Source organism: Chryseobacterium sp. c4a, assembly GCF_009900745.1.
Classification (GTDB): domain Bacteria; phylum Bacteroidota; class Bacteroidia; order Flavobacteriales; family Weeksellaceae; genus Chryseobacterium.
This window is the reverse complement of record NZ_WXVU01000025.1, coordinates 12,454-30,764: the sequence shown is the minus strand read 5'-3', so window position 1 is coordinate 30,764 and position 18,311 is coordinate 12,454. Positions and strand designations below refer to the sequence as shown.

Annotated in this window: 15 protein-coding genes; 11 read left to right on the top strand and 4 right to left on the bottom strand. The window is 34.1% G+C overall.

Annotated elements, in window-relative coordinates:
* Positions 1-3 precede the first annotated feature (3 nt).
* From GTR01_RS23210 to GTR01_RS23160, 11 genes are all read left to right on the top strand, one after another.
* On the top strand, positions 4-4,338 hold the full coding sequence (locus tag GTR01_RS23210) for a DUF6531 domain-containing protein (protein WP_160140096.1): 4,335 nt from the start codon (positions 4-6) through the stop codon (positions 4,336-4,338).
* A 3-nt stretch (positions 4,339-4,341) separates the two neighbouring features.
* Entirely contained in the window at positions 4,342-5,157 is an 816-nt protein-coding gene (locus tag GTR01_RS23205; protein WP_160140095.1) for a hypothetical protein, read from the top strand.
* A 171-nt stretch (positions 5,158-5,328) separates the two neighbouring features.
* Positions 5,329-6,099, top strand: coding sequence for an RHS repeat-associated core domain-containing protein (locus GTR01_RS23200; protein WP_160140094.1), 771 nt, complete (start codon positions 5,329-5,331; stop codon positions 6,097-6,099).
* 18 nt (positions 6,100-6,117) lie between these two features.
* Positions 6,118-6,339 (top strand): hypothetical protein, encoded by a 222-nt coding sequence (locus GTR01_RS23195; RefSeq protein WP_160140093.1) that lies wholly within the window; start codon positions 6,118-6,120, stop codon positions 6,337-6,339.
* A gap of 191 nt (positions 6,340-6,530) precedes the next feature.
* Positions 6,531-7,235: an RHS repeat-associated core domain-containing protein gene (locus tag GTR01_RS24810; protein ID WP_317167610.1), complete on the top strand. Its 705-nt coding sequence runs from the start codon at positions 6,531-6,533 to the stop codon at positions 7,233-7,235.
* A 17-nt stretch (positions 7,236-7,252) separates the two neighbouring features.
* A complete protein-coding gene (locus tag GTR01_RS23185) occupies positions 7,253-7,792 on the top strand; it encodes a hypothetical protein (RefSeq protein WP_160140092.1) in 540 nt (179 codons plus the stop codon).
* A gap of 113 nt (positions 7,793-7,905) precedes the next feature.
* Positions 7,906-8,055 (top strand): hypothetical protein, encoded by a 150-nt coding sequence (locus GTR01_RS23180; RefSeq protein WP_160140091.1) that lies wholly within the window; start codon positions 7,906-7,908, stop codon positions 8,053-8,055.
* A 1-nt stretch (position 8,056) separates the two neighbouring features.
* Positions 8,057-8,764, top strand: a complete 708-nt coding sequence (locus GTR01_RS23175) for an Imm43 family immunity protein (RefSeq protein WP_160140090.1) — start codon at positions 8,057-8,059, stop codon at positions 8,762-8,764.
* A gap of 137 nt (positions 8,765-8,901) precedes the next feature.
* The gene (locus tag GTR01_RS24860) at positions 8,902-9,621 is read left to right on the top strand and encodes an RHS repeat-associated core domain-containing protein (RefSeq protein WP_317167609.1); all 720 of its coding nucleotides are present in this window, start codon (positions 8,902-8,904) and stop codon (positions 9,619-9,621) included.
* Positions 9,622-9,631: 10 nt separating this feature from the next.
* Positions 9,632-10,351: an Imm43 family immunity protein gene (locus GTR01_RS23165; RefSeq protein WP_160140089.1), complete on the top strand. Its 720-nt coding sequence runs from the start codon at positions 9,632-9,634 to the stop codon at positions 10,349-10,351.
* Between the two features lie 401 nt (positions 10,352-10,752).
* Entirely contained in the window at positions 10,753-11,373 is a 621-nt protein-coding gene (locus GTR01_RS23160; protein WP_160140088.1) for a T6SS immunity protein Tdi1 domain-containing protein, read from the top strand.
* Positions 11,374-11,380: 7 nt separating this feature from the next.
* On the opposite strand, the gene GTR01_RS23155 is transcribed toward GTR01_RS23160, so the two are convergent.
* The 4 genes from GTR01_RS23155 to GTR01_RS23140 all read right to left on the bottom strand — a co-directional run bounded on the left by GTR01_RS23155 (position 11,381) and on the right by GTR01_RS23140 (position 18,109).
* Entirely contained in the window at positions 11,381-11,953 is a 573-nt protein-coding gene (locus GTR01_RS23155) for a hypothetical protein (RefSeq protein ID WP_160140087.1), read from the bottom strand.
* Positions 11,954-12,130: 177 nt separating this feature from the next.
* Complete coding sequence (locus GTR01_RS23150; RefSeq protein ID WP_160140086.1) at positions 12,131-14,728, bottom strand: TonB-dependent receptor; 2,598 nt, start codon at positions 14,726-14,728, stop codon at positions 12,131-12,133.
* Positions 14,729-15,248: 520 nt separating this feature from the next.
* Positions 15,249-15,965, bottom strand: a complete 717-nt coding sequence (locus GTR01_RS23145) for an RNase H family protein (RefSeq protein WP_160140085.1) — start codon at positions 15,963-15,965, stop codon at positions 15,249-15,251.
* A gap of 449 nt (positions 15,966-16,414) precedes the next feature.
* On the bottom strand, positions 16,415-18,109 hold the full coding sequence (locus GTR01_RS23140; protein ID WP_160140084.1) for an AAA family ATPase: 1,695 nt from the start codon (positions 18,107-18,109) through the stop codon (positions 16,415-16,417).
* Between the last annotated feature and the right edge of the window lie 202 nt (positions 18,110-18,311).

Here is an 18,311-nt window from a genome sequence, read left to right as displayed (position 1 = left end):
CCCATGTCAGATATCATAGGAAAAGCAGTGACCGCTCCGGCTCCCAGAAGGGGCTTTGGAGAAATGTTTGGCGAGGCCAAAGATAAATTAGATCATTTACAAAGGGATATGGCTAGTATTTTGCCAGCAATGCCGGGAATGCCGGTAGGAAAATATTTTGACCTGGCTCTTGGTATCGATTTCCATGAAACGATATTTCCACCATCTCCTTTGCTGCCGGTACCGCACATAGGGATGGTTTTTGATATTATGAGTGCCATCATGAATGCTATTTCAAGTGTATTGCCGGAACCTCCGGCACCACCAGCAGATGGATCCGCTCCTCCTACGAGTTTAGCCTCAGTTTGTACAGCAATAGTGAACGGAATGAAACCGTCTGTACAGGTTCACGGGCAGTGGGTTGCTAATGCCGGAACCGGAATTCAGCATTTACCTGGAATATTCCTACATATTCCATTTCCTATCGTAAAACCGATTGCGAGTTCCGAAATGTTTCTGGGAAGCAGTACCGTATTAGCCGATGGAGGGCCATGCAGCACCCAGTTTCATCTTGCACTATCCTGTAACCTCATCGGAATTCCGGCACCATTCAGAATTACAAAACCAAAACCAAAAGTGGCATTGATGGCTCCCACCTCAATGCTTCTCATCATAACTTCTGCAGGAAAACCTGTATTGGCAGGTGGCCCGCCTACGATAGACCTCTTTCAGCTGGCAATGAGCCTTGGGCTGAAAGGAATGGGGAAGCTATGGAAGAAAACAGGAGATAAATTCCAGGATGTTATTGATGGCATTAAACCAAAGAATCAGAAGCTGGCCAGTGTTTTACAGCCTGTAAAATGTCGGTTGTTTGGTGAACCGGTGGATGCTGCTACAGGAAGAGTATATTCTACCAATACCGATATTGAATTATCAGGGCCAATTCCTTTTGTCTGGCAGCGTACCTATTACAGTGATGCAGAAGCCAACGGGCCATTAGGATATAATTGGCATCACAGTTACAATATGGGATTATACGACCTTGGAAATGATTTTGCATCCTTACGCCTTTCAGATGGACGTGAGACGGTGGTTCCGTTATTGGATATTGGAGAAAAATACTTTAACAGAAAGGAACAGCTTACTTTTACGAAAGATGATAAAGGCTATTTACTGATAGATTCTGATAAATTACAGTATCGTTTTAATGGCGGATTAAATAAGGAAGGCTATCGTATGCTTTCCTCAATAAAGACAGCCGATGGATTCAGTTTATCATTTGAATACCATTCTAATGGTTGCTTGCAGAAGATTGTAGACAGTACGGGAAGAATCATTAAGGTCGAAAGTGATCCGAAGCATCGTATTACCCGTTTATATACGGTTGCTGAGAACAGGGAAATTACCTACATTCAGTATTGGTATGATGAACTGGGCAATATGATTCGTAATAAAGATGTGATCGGAGCAGAGAAACATTTTTATTATGACGGTCATTTACTGGTACAGTTAACCAACCAGACAGGACAGAATTTCTATTGGGAATATGATGGAAAAGGAGATGATGCCAAATGTATTCATACCTGGGGTGATGGCGGAATCCTTGAATATTTTACGGAATATGAACCCGGACGTACCATTACAAAAAACAGTCTCGGATTCACCGCAGAATATTTTTATGATGAGCGTAAACTGATCTATAAAATCATAGATGAAAATGGAGGGGTTACCCATCAAAAATATAATCAGTTTCAGGAACTTGAATTGGTTGTCAATGCAGAAGGATTGACACAGAAATATAGGTACACAGAAAATGGTTTATTAAAATCCATTGAAAATGAAAATAACGAACCAACCACTTTTCAATATGATGATGGTTTTGATCTGATTAAGGTGACAAGCCCCGGCGGAGCAGAATTGGAATGGACTTATGATGAATTGAGCAGAATTATTTCCAAAAAACTGCCTTCCGGTGAAAAGCTGTATTATGAATATGAAGGAATGCATCTCCGAAAAATTACAGATGATAAAAACCGGGCAGTTCATTTCTTTTATGATAAAGCCCATCATTTGATTCAGATTACCTATCCGAATGATACGTACAGCAAATGGGAATATGACCAGCAGGGAAATGTGATCAATGAACGCGATGTACGAGGGAATATTACCTTGTATAAGCACGATGATGCCGGAAATGTAGTGTATTTAAAAGAACCTGATGGCAACGAACATTATTTTGAATATGATACTTCTTATAATATTATTCATGCAAAAGATGATCTGCATGATGTACAGTTCAGATATGGAAGCTTAGGCATTTTGTTGAGCAGGACACAAAATAACCGTACCGTAAAATTTGGTTATGATACCGAATTACAATTGAAGAGCATCAGTAATGAAAAAGGCGAAGTCTACCGATTCGCCCTGGATGGAGTGGGTGATGTGATCAGTGAATGGGGATTTGATGGTCTGCACAGACAGTATGAGCGTGATCCTATAGGCAGGGTGAAAAAAGTGATCCGTCCTGATAACCGCTGGACAGAATATGACTATGACGGTACAGGAAAAGTAATCAAAGAACAGCACAGTGATCTGTCGTATACAGGATATACTTATAATAAAGATGGATTTTTAACAGGTGCATTGAACCAGGATATTCACCTGAATATACGAAGAGGTAAAGATGGACGCATCCTTAAAGAACAACAGGGACAGCACTGGGTAAGCAAGACATTTGATAAGGAAAATAATACGCTGTTGGTACAGAGCTCATTAGGCGCTGATATTACCAGCCAGTATGACCATTTTGGACAATTAACCGAAATGGAAACCGGAGACTGGAAAGCCCAATGGAAGTATGATGCCACTGGACTGGAAATACAAAGAGAGCTGACCGGAGGAATCAGCCAGATGACGGAACATGACCAATTGGGAAGGGTAGTACGCAGAAGTATCAGCAGCCATAATGTGGAAAAGAACAGAACCCGCTACTTCTGGGGAACAGCCAATCGGTTGCTGAAAACCCTGAATGAAGTAACCGGAGCAAGTGCTACTTTCAGTTATGATGCCTGGGATAATCTGGTAAGTGGTACCTATCAGAACCGTAAGGAAACTGAAACCATTTATAAAGCTCCGGATGCTATTGGTAACCTGTTTGAAACTCCTGATCAGAAAGACCGTACCTACGGAGCAGGTGGGAAATTATTGAAAGATCTGCGCTACAACTATTATTATGATGCGGAAGGAAACCTGATCTTCAAAGAGTTCAGAAAAAGTACTCAACAGGCAGTAATTTCTGCTTCTACCATAGAACATAAATACGGAATAAGTCTGAGGGGCAGTGGTGTCGGCTGGCAATATGAATGGAAAGGCAACGGAATGCTGGCCAAGGTAATATTACCCAAAGGCGGGGAAGTAAATTTCTTCTATGACCCTTTAGGAAGGCGTATAGCCAAAGAATATAAAAATAAAGTCACCCGCTGGCTGTGGGATGGCAACGTTCCTCTCCATGAGTGGCAATATGAAGGCCGTTTCCCTCCGGAACTGATCATTGATGATGAAAATAATGTACAAGAGGTTGCAGAATCTACAGAAAATGTAATAACTTGGCTGTATCAGGAGGGAAGCTTTGTTCCTTGTGGTAAAATTGTTGGCGAAGAGCAGTTCAGTATCATCAGTGATTATTTGGGTACACCCACTCATGCTTATGATCATAATGGTTCTTTGGTTTGGGAAAGGGAATTGGATGTGTATGGTTCTTTGAGAAAAGGAGATAATGAGTTTGTACCTTTCTTGTACCAGGGGCAGTATGTAGATGCAGAGACAGGTTTGGCTTATAACCGCTTTAGATATTATGATAATGAAGCGGGAAATTATATAAGCGAGGATCCAATTGGTTTAGATGGTGGGCTAAGACTTTATGGTTATGTTTTGGATAGTAATGGCTGGCTTGATGTTTTTGGTTTATCCGCTCAAGGTGGTGGTAGCTATGGTAATACTAGAGGTTTAAGTACTGGAGGTCAGGTTAATCACATGCCTGCTTTTGCTTCATACAAAGGATCCGGATTAGGAATTTCACATTATAAAGGTCCTGCTACTTGGATGGAAACTGCTGACCATATGAAAACTGCAAGCTGGGGTAATTTTGCAACAGCTAAACAATGGAGAGGAGTACAAGAAGATCTAATAAATAGAGGTAAGTTTGGTAAAGCTATGGAAATGGATATTAAAGATGTCAAAAGAAAATTTGGTTCAAAATATAATCAAGGCATGCAAGAGATGATAGACTATGCTAAAACCGAAGGTCAAATAACATCTAGAGAGGCTTCACGTTTAAAACGTAAATATACACATCACTAAAGTATGGTAGAAATCAAGAAAGGTATTTTAGACTCCTTTGAAGTTGGAGCAAGAGATTCTAGAAATGGGAAAATTGAAATTCAACAGGATACCACAACTTATTATATTGAAGTCATAAATAATATAATAGTAACTGTATCTGTTCAATCATTAAAAGAGGTTGTTATAAATGGAAATATTTTAAATTTTGATAATTTAGAGATTTTTTTGAAAAGAGAAAATCCATTTATTGATGGAGAATTCTATATATTTCCTGAGTTTCAATTATCATTATACCCTGACTTTAAAAGTAAAGAATTTTTGCAAGTATTAGTTTATGATAAATCTCTAGAAGATTTATATATAAAAGGATTGCCTAAATATAATGGTTTAAGTAATGAAGCATTAAACATTTCTAATGAACTTGTTTTTAATCCTTTTGAATCTTTAGGTGAATTTGTGTTTGGAATTTCCAAAGAAGATTTTAGGAAAAAATTCAACATTTCTATTGAGGCAACGTTAGGGGTAAAGGGTAAAGAAGTGATCAGTATTAATCCATTTTCATTTAGATTCTATGAAAATAAGCTTACCGAAGTCTTTTTGAATTGTTCTAAGAATAATGAATTAAAAATATTATTCAACAATGCTGATTTAAACGATATTTTGAGTTTGGAGAAGCTTATCAAGACCGAAAGCGTAATTGAAAGAAAAGGACATATTGTTTTACCAGATTTGGGCTTAACGGTAAGTAAAAATTTTAAAGACAAAGAATTCTTTTTCTATAATAAATATTTACTTCAGTTTTGGAAAAATACAAATAGACCATTTACGAGTTGGTAGATAAAGAAGTTATTCTAAAATATAAGAGTCATTTTCGAGATTTTGATGCAGTTTCTTTTATTCCCTTACTTGAAGAAAGGTTCGAAAAAATAAAAAAGGAAATGGATAGGCAATATTCATAAAAAATATAGAGGCTATTTCAATTTTGAAACAGCCTCTATATTTTGAAGGGTGTTAGTTATTTCTTGCTGTAAAATTGTTGGCGAGGAGCAGTTCAGCATCATCAGTGATTATTTAGGTACACCAACCCATACTTATGATAACAATGGTTCTTTGGTTTGGGAAAGAGAGTTGGATGTGTATGGCTCTTTAAGAAAAGGAGACAATGAGTTTGTGCCTTTCTTGTATCAGGGGCAGTATGTGGATGCGGAGACAGGTTTGGTTTATAACCGCTTCCGATATTATGATAATGAATCTGGAAATTATATAAGCCAGGATCCGATTTCAATTTTAGGAGGATTAAATATTTATGCTTACGTACATGATTCAAATGTTTGGACGGATGAGTTAGGTCTTAGTGCAAGAAATAATGGAGGTGATGCAATTGGTAGTGGGAAAAATATTGGAGATAAATGGTTAAAAGGAACCAATGGCAATGCTGGATTATTTCCAGCAGATATTGCGGATAATTTAAGAGGAAAAACATTTGGTAGTTTTAAAGATTTTAGGGAAGCCTTTTGGAAAGAAGTAGCAGCCAATCCAAAATATTCTTCAGCATTTTCACCTCAAAATATTAAGCGTATGGAAAATGGAAGAGCACCTAAAGCTCATAAATCACAGTGGGATGGTAAAGTGGGATCGTATCAACTACACCATATAACTCCAATTCATGCAGGAGGAGGGGTATTTGATATGGATAATTTGTTAATTGTAACTCCAAGATTCCATAAGGAAGTTTTGGATCCAAATTACCATTATGATCGTAAACCTCCACATCATTAATTATTAAAATAAGAATATATGAATCAAAAATTAAGTAGAGAAGAGTTAATAGAGATTGCAAAAAAGATTATCAATATGGAAACTGAAACTGATGAGGAAGAAGATGATTTATTAGAGCTTTTTGCTGATAATGTTCCAGATCCAAATGTGGCAGATTATTTTTTTGAAGCCGAGTGGGCTGATTTGACTGCAGAGGAAATTGTTGATAAATCTTTATCCTATAAACCAATTCAACTATAAGATATGGATGATTTTTAGGAAAAGATGAATTTTTATGCTATTAATTCTACCAATTATTAGATAAAATTATTTTGAAATATTAAAAGCAAGCTAAAAGCTTGCTTTTAATATAAAGATTATATCAGGAGAGAAGCTTCGTTCCTTGTGGTAAAATTGTTGGCGAGGAGCAGTTCAGTATCATCAGCGATTATTTGGGTACACCTACTCATGCTTATGATAACAATGGTTCTCTGGTGTGGGAAAGAGAGTTGGATATATATGGCTCCTTAAGAAAAGGAGATAGTGAGTTTGTGCCTTTCTTGTATCAGGGGCAGTATGTGGATGCAGAGACAGGTTTGGCTTATAATCGTTTTAGATATTATGATAATGAAGCGGGGAATTATATTAGCCAAGATCCAATTGGGTTAGCAGGTAATAATCCGTCAATTTATGCATATGTATATGATATTAATACTCAAATTGATGGGTTTGGGTTGGCTCAAGAATTTGCTATAGGACCTTATGGTAGCTTAACTGGACCAGCACACGTTGGGGATAATTTGACAGGGCATGAATTATTGCAAAGCGCTTGGTTAAGACAAAACCATGGTATAACTAGAAGCAGTACAATAGGTCAATTAAATCCTTCTATTGCACTGACTGAGCCAAATATGCATAAGAATATTACTGCTCTTCAAAATAGATACGGAATGGGAGGTCCCAGATTAAAAGGGCAATCTGCTTTGCAGAATATTAATAGAAACGCAGCTTTAACGAGACGTGGGATATATGAAGGGCTGCTTAGTCGAGGATGGGAGGCGGATAATGCTAAAAAATATGCCACTGAACTAACAAATAAACTTAGAAAAGACGCAATTAATTTTGCAAAAAAACAGGGTTATATAGGATTTCATTAACATAATAATTAAAAAGTATGAAAGAATTGTTTGCAAACTGCTTACCATATAATAGTGACTTGAAGGCCAGAATGGGTGGGAATCCTCCCGAAATAATTGAAGACGTAATACCAGAAAATTATAACTTTTATGCTGTTTTAAATCATCCAGATAAAAGAGATATGATGCTTTCTGTCTTAATTTATGATAACTTTGATATTCTTTTGGATAAAAATATTTATCCTGAAATAGCTGTCAAAGTATTGGAACATAAATATTCAGAAATGGGGACGAGAGCTGATAAGAGTATTCCAAGCTTAGAGGTATCATCAATAAGTGATTATTCAGAAACTGAAAGTGAATTTTTATTTATAAAAGTAGGAGGTGAGCCACGTTTAATTCAACCAAAAAAATATTTTTATGAAAAATTGGAAGAAGAGGACTATTTCTTTTTTATGCAAATTGAAGAAGAGGGATACCGTGATGGCTTGGATTACGTATTTATGTATGGCGCTTTATATTTATATAAGCATAAAGTAACAAACGAAGTTATAGCTGGTTTTTGGCAATATTCATAGAAAATATAAGGCTATTTCAAGTTGAGATAGCCTTTGTGATTTAAAATATGTAATGCTTTTTTGTAAATTATTGGAAAAAATTACTTAATTCGGTAAATCAAGTTGACAATTTTATGGATTCAGTGTTTTTTTATAACTGTATTCATGCTGACAGTTTTATCCACGGAGATAAAGTACGAGCAAAAACAGAAATGGAAGATTTACAGAAAAGATTAAAAACCGCGCTAGCACGAAAAGGAGGTGGCGCAAAAAGACTTCACTAATATGACAGATTTATTTATTTGGTTTAATAGAACACAAGGCCAGGAAGGTTACTTTCAGCTTGATGATGTGATTTTTACTAGTAGTTTTGATAGTAAGAAACCAAAATTTGTTGCTGAGCAACCTTGGAAAATGTATGATGCTTCAATTCACGGATTTCCTCCAGAGGATAAAAAACGTTTTCCCTCGAAAATGTATTTGGTTTCAACCAAAAATAAACCTTCAGTTATAAAATTTGACTTTTATGGAATGAATAACCTTGCGGTTCTTGTCTCATCTAAATTTTTGACTTTTCTTAACAATAAAGGAATAGATGAGAGCTATTATGAAATCGCAGAACTATCTATTATTGATCTTAAAGGAAATAATTTGACAAATAATGAAATCTACTATGCTTTAAGGTTTGTAAGGTTTGATGATCAATTTTTTGATTTTAATATGGAAACTAAAAAAAGAGCTGCAGGATTGAAAAACTTTTTTCTATTTCCCGATATGAAATTAAATGCTTATCCTGAAAATAAAAATATTTTTTATATTAATTCACTTTGTTATCGAAACTCCATAATTTTCACTGGAAATGTCGTTAAGGAGATTTTATTGAATTTCCATTTACCACAAGTATATAATGTAAAGGACTTTCCTTATGTCTTCAATAATCAGTATAAATGGGATATTCTTCCTTTAAATAATGAGTATTTGGTTACTGTATAGAATAGTGTAATCATTTTGAAATATTAAAAGGCAAGCTGAAAGCTTGCCTTTTAATATAAAGATTATATCAGGAGAGAAGCTTTGTTCCTTGCGGTAAAATTGTTGGCGAGGAGCAGTTCAGTATCATCAGCGATTATTTGGGTACACCTACTCATGCTTATGATAACAATGGTTCTCTGGTGTGGGAAAGAGAGTTGGATATATATGGCTCCTTAAGAAAAGGAGATAGTGAGTTTGTGCCTTTCTTGTATCAGGGGCAGTATGTGGATGCAGAGACAGGTTTGGCTTATAATCGTTTTAGATATTATGATAATGAAGCGGGGAATATTAGCCAAGATCCAATTGGGTTAGATGGAGGTTTCGAATTTTATAATTATGTACATGATTCTAATTCTTGGCTGGACATATTTGGTTTAAGCGGATATCTATTGGGAAAAAATCTAGATAAAGCTGGACAAGCAGTTACTTTTGGAAATAGATCAACTGACTGGAATACACATCATGTTATCCCACAAGAAACTTGGGATAAATTTGGTACTACAAGAAGAGGAGGAAATGGCTTTTTTAATGAAGTTGGATTTAAGGGAAAACATAATGCTGCAAATGGTATATATTTACCAAATAATGAAGCTTTAGCAAAGAAGTTAGGGTTTGCTCATTATCATCCAGGATCTCATCCTAATTTTAGTAATCATGTAGAGGCTAGAATAAAGGCTATCCAAGATCAATATAGAATTCATAAAGATAAAGCTAGAGCAAAAGCAGATCTTGAAAAAATGCAAGCACGGTTAAAAAAGAGATTATCCCCAGATGGTTCAAAAGCCCCAACAAAGTTAAATCAGTTTAGACATCATTAGATTTATTATTATGGAAAATAAATTATTTGTAAGCTTTCAAAGAAGCTATATAAAAAGAAAAGGAATTCCTTTAGGAGATGATATTATTCTTTTTGATTCTTTTGACTCTACTAAAAGAACTAAATTTTACTCTGATTCGGAGTGGCGAACATTGGATTATAAGGATATTCCTTTTCCTCCGAAAGAACAGAAATATAAGTTTCCACCAGAACTATATTTAGTCTTTAAGAAAAAACAAATTGATTTTCAGTTTAATTATTTAGAGTATGGTTCAGATGTAAAAATATTGTCTTTGGATCTTTTTCAAGAACTTTTAAACAATGGATTAGATAAAAATCAATATGAATATTCAATCTTAAAGCTAGTAAATAAGGATGGTGATCAATTAACGGAGAGAAAATATTGTGCCTTAAGATTTGGAAAGTTTGATGATGATAAGTTTGAATTCAATAAGCAAACAAGTGTTAGAAGTAAGGTGAATGGAAGTACAAATTATATATATCCCGATTTAGTACTTATTACAGATTCATTGGATAAAAATATCTTTGTTTTAAGAGAATTTGCCTATAGAAACTCATTTGTTTTCAATAATAAAGATTTTGTAGATGATCTTATAACTAAGTTTACAGATATTAATATTTATACAACCAGAGATTTTCCATTTATTTATGATAATCAATATGACGAAGAATTAGTTCCTTTAAATAATGAGTATTTGGTTACTGTATAGAATAGTGTAATCATTTTGAAATATTAAAAGGCAAGCTGAAAGCTTGCCTTTTAATATAAAGATTATATCAGGAGGGAAGCTTCGTTCCCTTGTGGTAAAATTGTTGGCGAAGAGCAGTTTAGTATCATCAGCGATTATTTAGGTACACCTACTCATGCTTATGATAACAATGGTTCTTTGGTTTGGGAAAGAGAGTTGGATATATATGGCTCTTTAAGAAAAGGAGATAATGAGTTTGTACCTTTCTTGTATCAGGGGCAGTATGTGGATGCAGAAATGGGTTTGGCTTATAACCGTTTTAGATACTGTTAGAGATGAAATATCAATAGATAACAGCCTGTAATTCTGAATAAAGCAGTATCTTTAGATACAGTGAAAACAGTTTGATATTTTAAAAAATAATGGATACCATTCAGCAATTTATCAATAGAAATAGTGTCGATTATCAGAAACATTGTTCCGTTTCAGAAGAAACCATTGAGCAATATCAACAGTTGTTCAATGGGAAATTTCTGGAAGAGATCATTTGGATATGGAGAAATATGGGGTTTGGGATATATGAAAATGGGTATTTACAGATGGTTGATCCACAAGAGTATAATTTTGCATTTGATTATATAGATAAGATTCTGAATCCTACAATTATTTGGGGGATCACAGCTTTAGGTGATCTGTTAGTATGGGAAGGCAATGATAATTGGACTATTGCTCCGGATGAAGGAAACAGGATTGCACTGATTAATATCAGACAGCTTAAAAAAACTATAATTGGTGGTGAAGTAGATGTGTATTTGGATATTCTGGTAAATGATGAAGATGATTTAATAGATACTTATAAAGCTAAACCTTATTTAGAAATCAAAGGAAAACTTCCCGCATTACAATATGGACAATGTTATGGCTACATTCCCGTTTTACCACTAGGTGTAAAAGCTTCTAATAACAATTTACAAGTAGTAGACTCAAAATCATATATTGAAATTATTGGCCAGGCAGCAGGGAAAATTATTGACTTGGGATAGTGGATATTTACGATGAGGTAGTGATAGGAATGATGGGATGAAGAAAACTTTTTTGTTTTAAAAATTCTTGTTCTTCTTCAGTTAATTCATTTGTTCCTAAGCCAACACCGTTCCATGGTTTTCCGTTGGTTAATTTGTCTGCAAATTCAATAGTAATCTTTTTATTAAGCCCCAGCTTTGTTAAATCCATCCATTGTCCTGGATTTATTTCACCGTCTATAATCTCACCAAGAAAATAGAAACTTCTGTTAGTAATCTTAAAGACACTGTCAATCTTAAATTGAGCAACCAGATTTCGCCAGCTATATCCACAATATCTGCATTGTTTTGCAAAAGGAGTACGAGCAAGCCTGTTGCATTGAGGGCAGGTATTAAAAAAAACTTTTTCTGGGGTCTCAGTCATTATTCGCTGAACGACTTTGAACTCAAACTCATCATAGCTATGCTGAATAAGAGATCCTGTTTCAGGATTATCAGAAGTTTTATAAGTAAAAATGTGATACTTCAATGCTAATTTTTCATCATGGGTCATCAGATTAATGAAATAAGTGATGATATATTGTATGGTGTCTTTATCCATTGTCACAGAAATGATTTGTGTGTTTATCTTGTCTAATATATTACTTATTTAGGATTTATTTTAATGATGTTAATTTATAAACAGTTTGCATAATAGGAGAGGTAGGATCCCTATTGTAAAAGAAAAGAACCCGCCAAAAATGACGGGTTCTCATTGATTTATTATCCAGATTATGAATTAGAATCTGAAAGTCGCAGCCACAGACCACGTTCTTCCAAAACCTAAGAAACCTGTATTGGCATCTGCAATTCCTTGATAAACTCTGCCAGTTTCCTGATATGTTTTTCCGGCATTAGGTCCATTAGCAATTTTATCAGTCGTATGGATATTTGAGCTTAATTCAGAAATATAATATTTGTTGAATAAGTTATAAATGTTCGCTCTTAATGTTAAAGATTTCTTCTGACCAAGTTCGAATTTATAAGTAGCCCCTACATCAAATAGATTATAGCTTGGTAACTTAACAATTCCTCTTTCTCTATCCGCTTCAGTAAGAAAGTTGATAGGGTTGAACTGTGCATATAGCTTGTCATAATATTCCCAGTTAGCATCAATACTGAAAGCCTTGGTAATGTTATAATCAACTCCTAAACTAGCTGTAGTTTGTGCGGCATCTCCAACTTTCAGATCTTTAATATTGATCATACCTGTTGCTCCGGCAACTTCTTGGTTGCTTTGAACATCCAAAATATTGAAGTTTGCATTTCCTTTGTACTTCCAGTTTCCTAAAGATACCATTCCTCTTACCCTAAGATTTGAAAAAGGTCTTGCTTTAGCTTCCAATTCAACTCCTTGGTGAAGCTGACCAACATTCAGAGCGTTGTAGAAATAAGCATTTCCAAGTTTTAATTGAGGGAATCTGGCAACATCAGCAGCACCTGCATTGAAGGTTCTTGAAATGAATCTATCATCCCATTGCGTTCTGTACGCGTTGATATTCACATCTACATAACGAGATTTGAAACCATAGCCCAATTCCACAGAGAAAATTCTTTCATTCTTCGCATCGTTGTAGATGTTCTGATTAGATGGGAATAAAGCATTGAATAGTGGCTGTCTAGAAATAACCCCTGTATTGAAAAATACATTATGATGATCATCAATATTATAGTTAGCACCTCCTTTTACAATATACCCTGTTTTGTGATACCATTTTGTTTCCTGATTTCCAGGAGTGTACAGCATATAGTCTTTTCTCTTGTAATACTGCTCAGATACTGATCCCTGAACGGATGCACTCAGTTTTTCAGAGCTATATTCTACCATTCCGTAAATACCTGCCCATTTTACCAATCCTTCGTTGTAGATAGATACTTTTTGAGCATTATTTAGTTTAGTTAATGGTTCAGGTTTTACTGTACGATCAATATAGTAACCGTTGGGAGCGTTTACTGTATTTTTAACATATAAAGCATCTGAACCTAACATATCGGTAACGATATCGTAAAGAGCACCTTTGTAAGTTTTAAGGTCAAGACCTCCATTGAACGTCCAGTTATTCTTTTTGTAATTAAGATCTGCAATTACACCATACCAGTCATGAGCATTGATACTTTGCTTTCTAACAATACCACTGTTTCCGTTTAACGTACTTACGTATTGTCCGTTGTAATCAGCAGGAGAACCTGCAGGAGCTGTAAAAGTTGATTTCTGGAAAGTATTTCCATTGTAATCTGTTACTGAACCTCCTCTGTTATAACGAGCAATCATATCCCAATTGATGGTACCATCAGCACTATTCATAAAGTTCATGGTATTCTTACCTTGTACAATAGACCCGTTAAGTCCGGTACCTCCACCGCCACGTCCCCAAGAACCGTAAACAACTGTTGATAATTTTAGGTTATCATTAATATTCCAGTCCCAGTTTAATGAAGCAATTGGTTTGTGGTAGAAGTTAGGTGCTAAATTGAATTGAGAACCATTCAGCATTCCTGTTTGTGGATTGTATCTTCTCCCATACATGTCAAACTGTTGTAGAGTCGCTACATTTGCTCCGGTTGCAGAAGATCTTCTCGTATCGTGTACCTGCGGGGCACCCGTAGCAATTAAATTGAAAGCGTGTTTTTCATTCGGCTTAAATCCAGTTGAGAAAAACCATGAATATCCTTCACCTTTAGTTCCGTTGATGTAACCATCACCTTGCCAACGGGAAAGTAATACTGTAGTTCCCCATTTGTTTTTTAACCCGGAAGAGTACATCGCTGAAAGTCTGGAGTAGTTGTCGTTACCAGCTTCTGCCTTGATCATCGCTTTTTGCTCAGAATCGGTAGCTTTGGTTACGATATTGATCGTTCCTCCCACAGAAGGAACTACAAATTTGGAAGCTCCTAACCCTCTCTGAATCTGAATAGAGCTGGCAATGTCAGCCAATCCAGTCCAGTTAGACCAGTACACAGTACCTCCCTGCATGTCATTAACAGGCTGTCCATTGATGATAACCGCAATATTGGCACCATCAAAACCTCTCATGTTAATTCTACTGTCTCCAAATCCACCACCTACTTTGGTAACGTATACCGAAGGGGTAGACTTCATAATTTCAGGGAACTCTCTGTTTCCCAATTTCTCCTGAATTTCAGCTGCCTTAATGTTGGAAACTGCAACAGGTGTTTTTCTTTCTTTGGCTGTTTGGGAAAGGTTTCTACCCACCAACATCACCTCATCAATAGATTTAGATTTTTCTAAAGAATCCTTCGTACTCTGCCCATAATACAAGGCGGCCGTTGGTAATACAAGCGCTATAAGAAGACGCTTTTTCAAAATAATGCTCATGAAATAAACTAGCGTGTTTAAGTTTTAAGGCTGCAAAGATGAATATTTATTTTTTAATTAAGTATTAAATCTTTTGCGTGCGATTTTGTAAACGTCGAAGACTGAGCATGATTGGGGGCTATTTTATGATATGTTAACTTTATTTAACACTTTAGTTTGTAGATTGTTATATGTATAATTTTAAGCAAAATGAGCATGATCCGAGAGTAATATAAACATTTATTTCTATAAAAATATTGAGAAATATCAGTAATTTTTTACATTTTATGATATTTTATCCTATTAAATCCTTATGCTGTGATATAATAAAAGCTTGATTGATATTTGTAGATGTAAAAAACGAATAGGTAGGGATAAGTAAAAATATTCCGGCAGATTTTTTTAGTTTTTCTTTAAGAAGAAGGATAAAATAAAAAGAGCTGTAATTCAGTAATTACAACTCTTTGACATTTATTGTTACTATCAAATATGAAAGATTTAAGTTATAAGAATGATATTAACAGTAACATCATTTGTTCAGTTATATCATTTTCTTTGCCTCTTCTACCATGTACATTGTCTTACAATCAGGGCAAAGCAGATAGTATTCAAAATAGTAAGATTTGTTTTTTTGAATCTTCTTATGAGATGGAGTTTTCTTTATTACAGGAATATTACATTTTCTACATAGATCTCCTTCTTTTTTTATTTTTAACGTTGGTAATATTGGTGGTGTATTTGTGGATTCAGGATGATATTTGTCGTTCAAATTTTCATAAAAATCATCAATGAGAACGGCATTGTTCTTAAAAGATATTTTTGCGAGATCTAAGCATTGTAATATTTTCCCTTCTTTAGAATATGAGAATATAACTTCATGAGCTTGTGTAAGCTCTAGTAGTTGTTTCCATAAATCAACATTTGCTATATTTTTCTTATTTGAAACCCAATTGTTTTCAACCCAGCTGTATATCCAGCCTTTGTTAAAAGAGTCTACAATATACATAGAGTTTGTGTAAATAAATACTTTGGATTTCTTTTTTAAATGCCGGAGTCCATTTATTATACCTAATAAATCTATACGATTGGTTGTGGTGTGGCGATAAACTTCTGAAATCTTTTTCTCATGTTCATTATGAGATAAGATTACTCCATAGGCAGACTTTCCAATTTTAATCTCAGAATAACCATTGCAATAAAGGTCTACTTCGGGTAATTGGGATAAGTCATTTGATTCTGTTATTGTTTCTATGCTCATTTTTATTTTAATTTTCGGAAAGAAAATTTGAACTATTTGTTTGTAATAAGTTTTTATTTTGAATCTCATCTCAAGAAGCTTGTGCTAGAACAAGCTCACATTGATGATGTTTTGGGGCATATTGTCGGTAGGAAATGGATTTCCATTAATCATAATAGTAAGCTTTACCCAGCAGTTAATCCCCGAAATATAATTTTTGATATTTTCTCTAAATTTTATGTGTGTTTTTTCATGAGGATTTGTGTTTTTCTTATACTAAATCACTAAAGTTAGAAAAAAAATAATACCAAGAGCAGAACCTTGCATAAACACTATATAATTACTAGTTAAAAATTAGCCCCAATTAAGGAGCTGTATTTATTATTCTTGCAATTCTAAAAATAAATCAAGAATATCTCTTGAAATCAATCCAATATTGTTATTTGCAATTTTATCAATTATTTCTTGCTTTAATAATTCTTCTTTGTTTTTTTAATGGCATTTAGTTCTGGGAAAATTTCAATATAGATCTCTTCCAATCTATGACCTTGAATATGTAAGAACCATTGTGGGAGGTTAATAGATTTTCCATTTATTAGTGTACATACATGTAAATTCCCTTCTGTACTATCTACTTTTGTAACTATTTTTTCAAGAATAAAATTTGCTATCGTTTGAAGTCTATCTTCTTCGAAATCTTCTATGTTCTTTTCTCTTTCAGTTGAAGCTAGTTCTAGATCTGAGTTTTCGATTTTACCTAATCTTAGCAATAATATAGCAACCAATAATGGGTCAAATATATAATTTTCAATGCTATATCTTTTATTCCATCCTAATACTTTAATAGCTTTTTCATGTGGTTCTGTTGTTTTAAGATCCCAATCTATAATACCATAAATAAATTTATTGCCAGCGGATCTAAGTATTTCAGTCACTTTAATTACAGTATCGCAGTTGTTAATAGCTGAACCGTGTTTATTTTTTTGAACATCACCTGCTGCAATAAAGTTTAATGAAACTTCATTATTTAACCTATTCTCAAACATATTATAAAAGCTTCCATAATAAGACACATCGTTGCCGCTCTCAACAAAAACCTGTCTTCTATTTTCATAATTGACACTAAATGAGGGAACTCCAGATGTTAATAATTTTAAAGCCTCATCTTTAGTTGTTTTGACTATTACTTCTTCGTTTTCGGTCATCATATAAATGCTTTCTTCGTTGGATAAAGCTATTGTTGTTGGTGAATGGGTTGTTATTATAACATTAATTTTCTTTTCCTTGACAAAAATTTCTTCAATTACATTTAAAAAATATTTTATCATTGAAGGATGTAGGGACGCATCAGGTTCATCCATTAACAGAACTTTAGGAAATTCAATCTCATATCTTGAATTATACAAAGCAAAAACCAAAGACATAATCGCCTTTTCACCTGATGATAAATCTGTGAATAAAACCTTTTTACCTGTTTTGTTATTTTTTAATTCCAATTCTAAATCATCTTTTGGGTTTTGCCCTAACGGTGATTTAAATTCATAATTGAGATTAGTTTGGCTTAAAATTTCATTAGCAAAATCCCAAGGTGCTTGACCATTAAATTTAATAAAGTCTTCCTGTTCTAAATAAAATATATCTTTAATACCATTTTGAATGCTTAAAAATTTATTGTACTCATTCTTGTCTAATTTTTCAAAATATGATTTAAATAAGTGTAAAAAATTTAGGTAAAATACACTTCCATGGTAAGCTCCTACTTCAACAGGTAAGTATTTCTCAATGTCCTCATCTGTTAAATGATTTATATCCTTTCCAGAAGCCTCACAGATTTTCATAATTAAAGATTCATTAGAACTCCCTAAAGTAAGACCAGCATTTTTATAATGAGAAACAGACATTTTAAGCATCTCTAAACTTGTAGTACTACTAAAACTTGAGTCTTCAGTTGTTTTTTCGTTTTCAGAAAGGCTAGTGTTATTTACAAATTTGATATCAGTACTCGTATTTAGTATCGTATTATCTACTTTTACTACTCCTTTTTTAATTGCTTTAAGGAGTTGTGTTTTACCTGTTCCGTTAAGTCCAGTCAAAATTGTAAGACTTGGTAAAGAAACATCAAAATGTTTCAGAAAATGATGATCCACATTTAATGTAATTTTCATAATTAATAGTTTTTATTTTCCGTAAATATAACAAAAAGTGCCTGAAAGAGAGGGTGCATTATAGAAAACAAATTGTTTTGTCTGTGTCTTAATCTACTATCGAATCTTGTCTACTTACTAGATTTCTTTTTTATCTATCAATGTCACTTTAAAAAGCTGACAAATTAAAAAATCTTCTTCTAAAACATTTGCATATATCATT

Excerpts from the sequence above, each read along its gene's own strand:
- GTR01_RS23140 (WP_160140084.1), bottom strand. The coding sequence starts at position 18,109 with ATGAAAATTACATTAAATGTGGATCATCATTTTCTGAAACATTTTGAT.
- GTR01_RS23195 (WP_160140093.1), top strand. The coding sequence starts at position 6,118 with ATGAATCAAAAATTAAGTAGAGAAGAGTTAATAGAGATTGCAAAAAAG.
- GTR01_RS23185 (WP_160140092.1), top strand. The coding sequence starts at position 7,253 with ATGAAAGAATTGTTTGCAAACTGCTTACCATATAATAGTGACTTGAAG.
- GTR01_RS23205 (WP_160140095.1), top strand. The coding sequence starts at position 4,342 with ATGGTAGAAATCAAGAAAGGTATTTTAGACTCCTTTGAAGTTGGAGCA.
- GTR01_RS23180 (WP_160140091.1), top strand. The coding sequence starts at position 7,906 with ATGGATTCAGTGTTTTTTTATAACTGTATTCATGCTGACAGTTTTATC.
- GTR01_RS23210 (WP_160140096.1), top strand. The coding sequence starts at position 4 with ATGTCAGATATCATAGGAAAAGCAGTGACCGCTCCGGCTCCCAGAAGG.
- GTR01_RS23145 (WP_160140085.1), bottom strand. The coding sequence starts at position 15,965 with ATGAGCATAGAAACAATAACAGAATCAAATGACTTATCCCAATTACCC.
- GTR01_RS23160 (WP_160140088.1), top strand. The coding sequence starts at position 10,753 with ATGGATACCATTCAGCAATTTATCAATAGAAATAGTGTCGATTATCAG.
- GTR01_RS23165 (WP_160140089.1), top strand. The coding sequence starts at position 9,632 with ATGGAAAATAAATTATTTGTAAGCTTTCAAAGAAGCTATATAAAAAGA.
- GTR01_RS23150 (WP_160140086.1), bottom strand. The coding sequence starts at position 14,728 with ATGAGCATTATTTTGAAAAAGCGTCTTCTTATAGCGCTTGTATTACCA.
- GTR01_RS23175 (WP_160140090.1), top strand. The coding sequence starts at position 8,057 with ATGACAGATTTATTTATTTGGTTTAATAGAACACAAGGCCAGGAAGGT.
- GTR01_RS23155 (WP_160140087.1), bottom strand. The coding sequence starts at position 11,953 with ATGGATAAAGACACCATACAATATATCATCACTTATTTCATTAATCTG.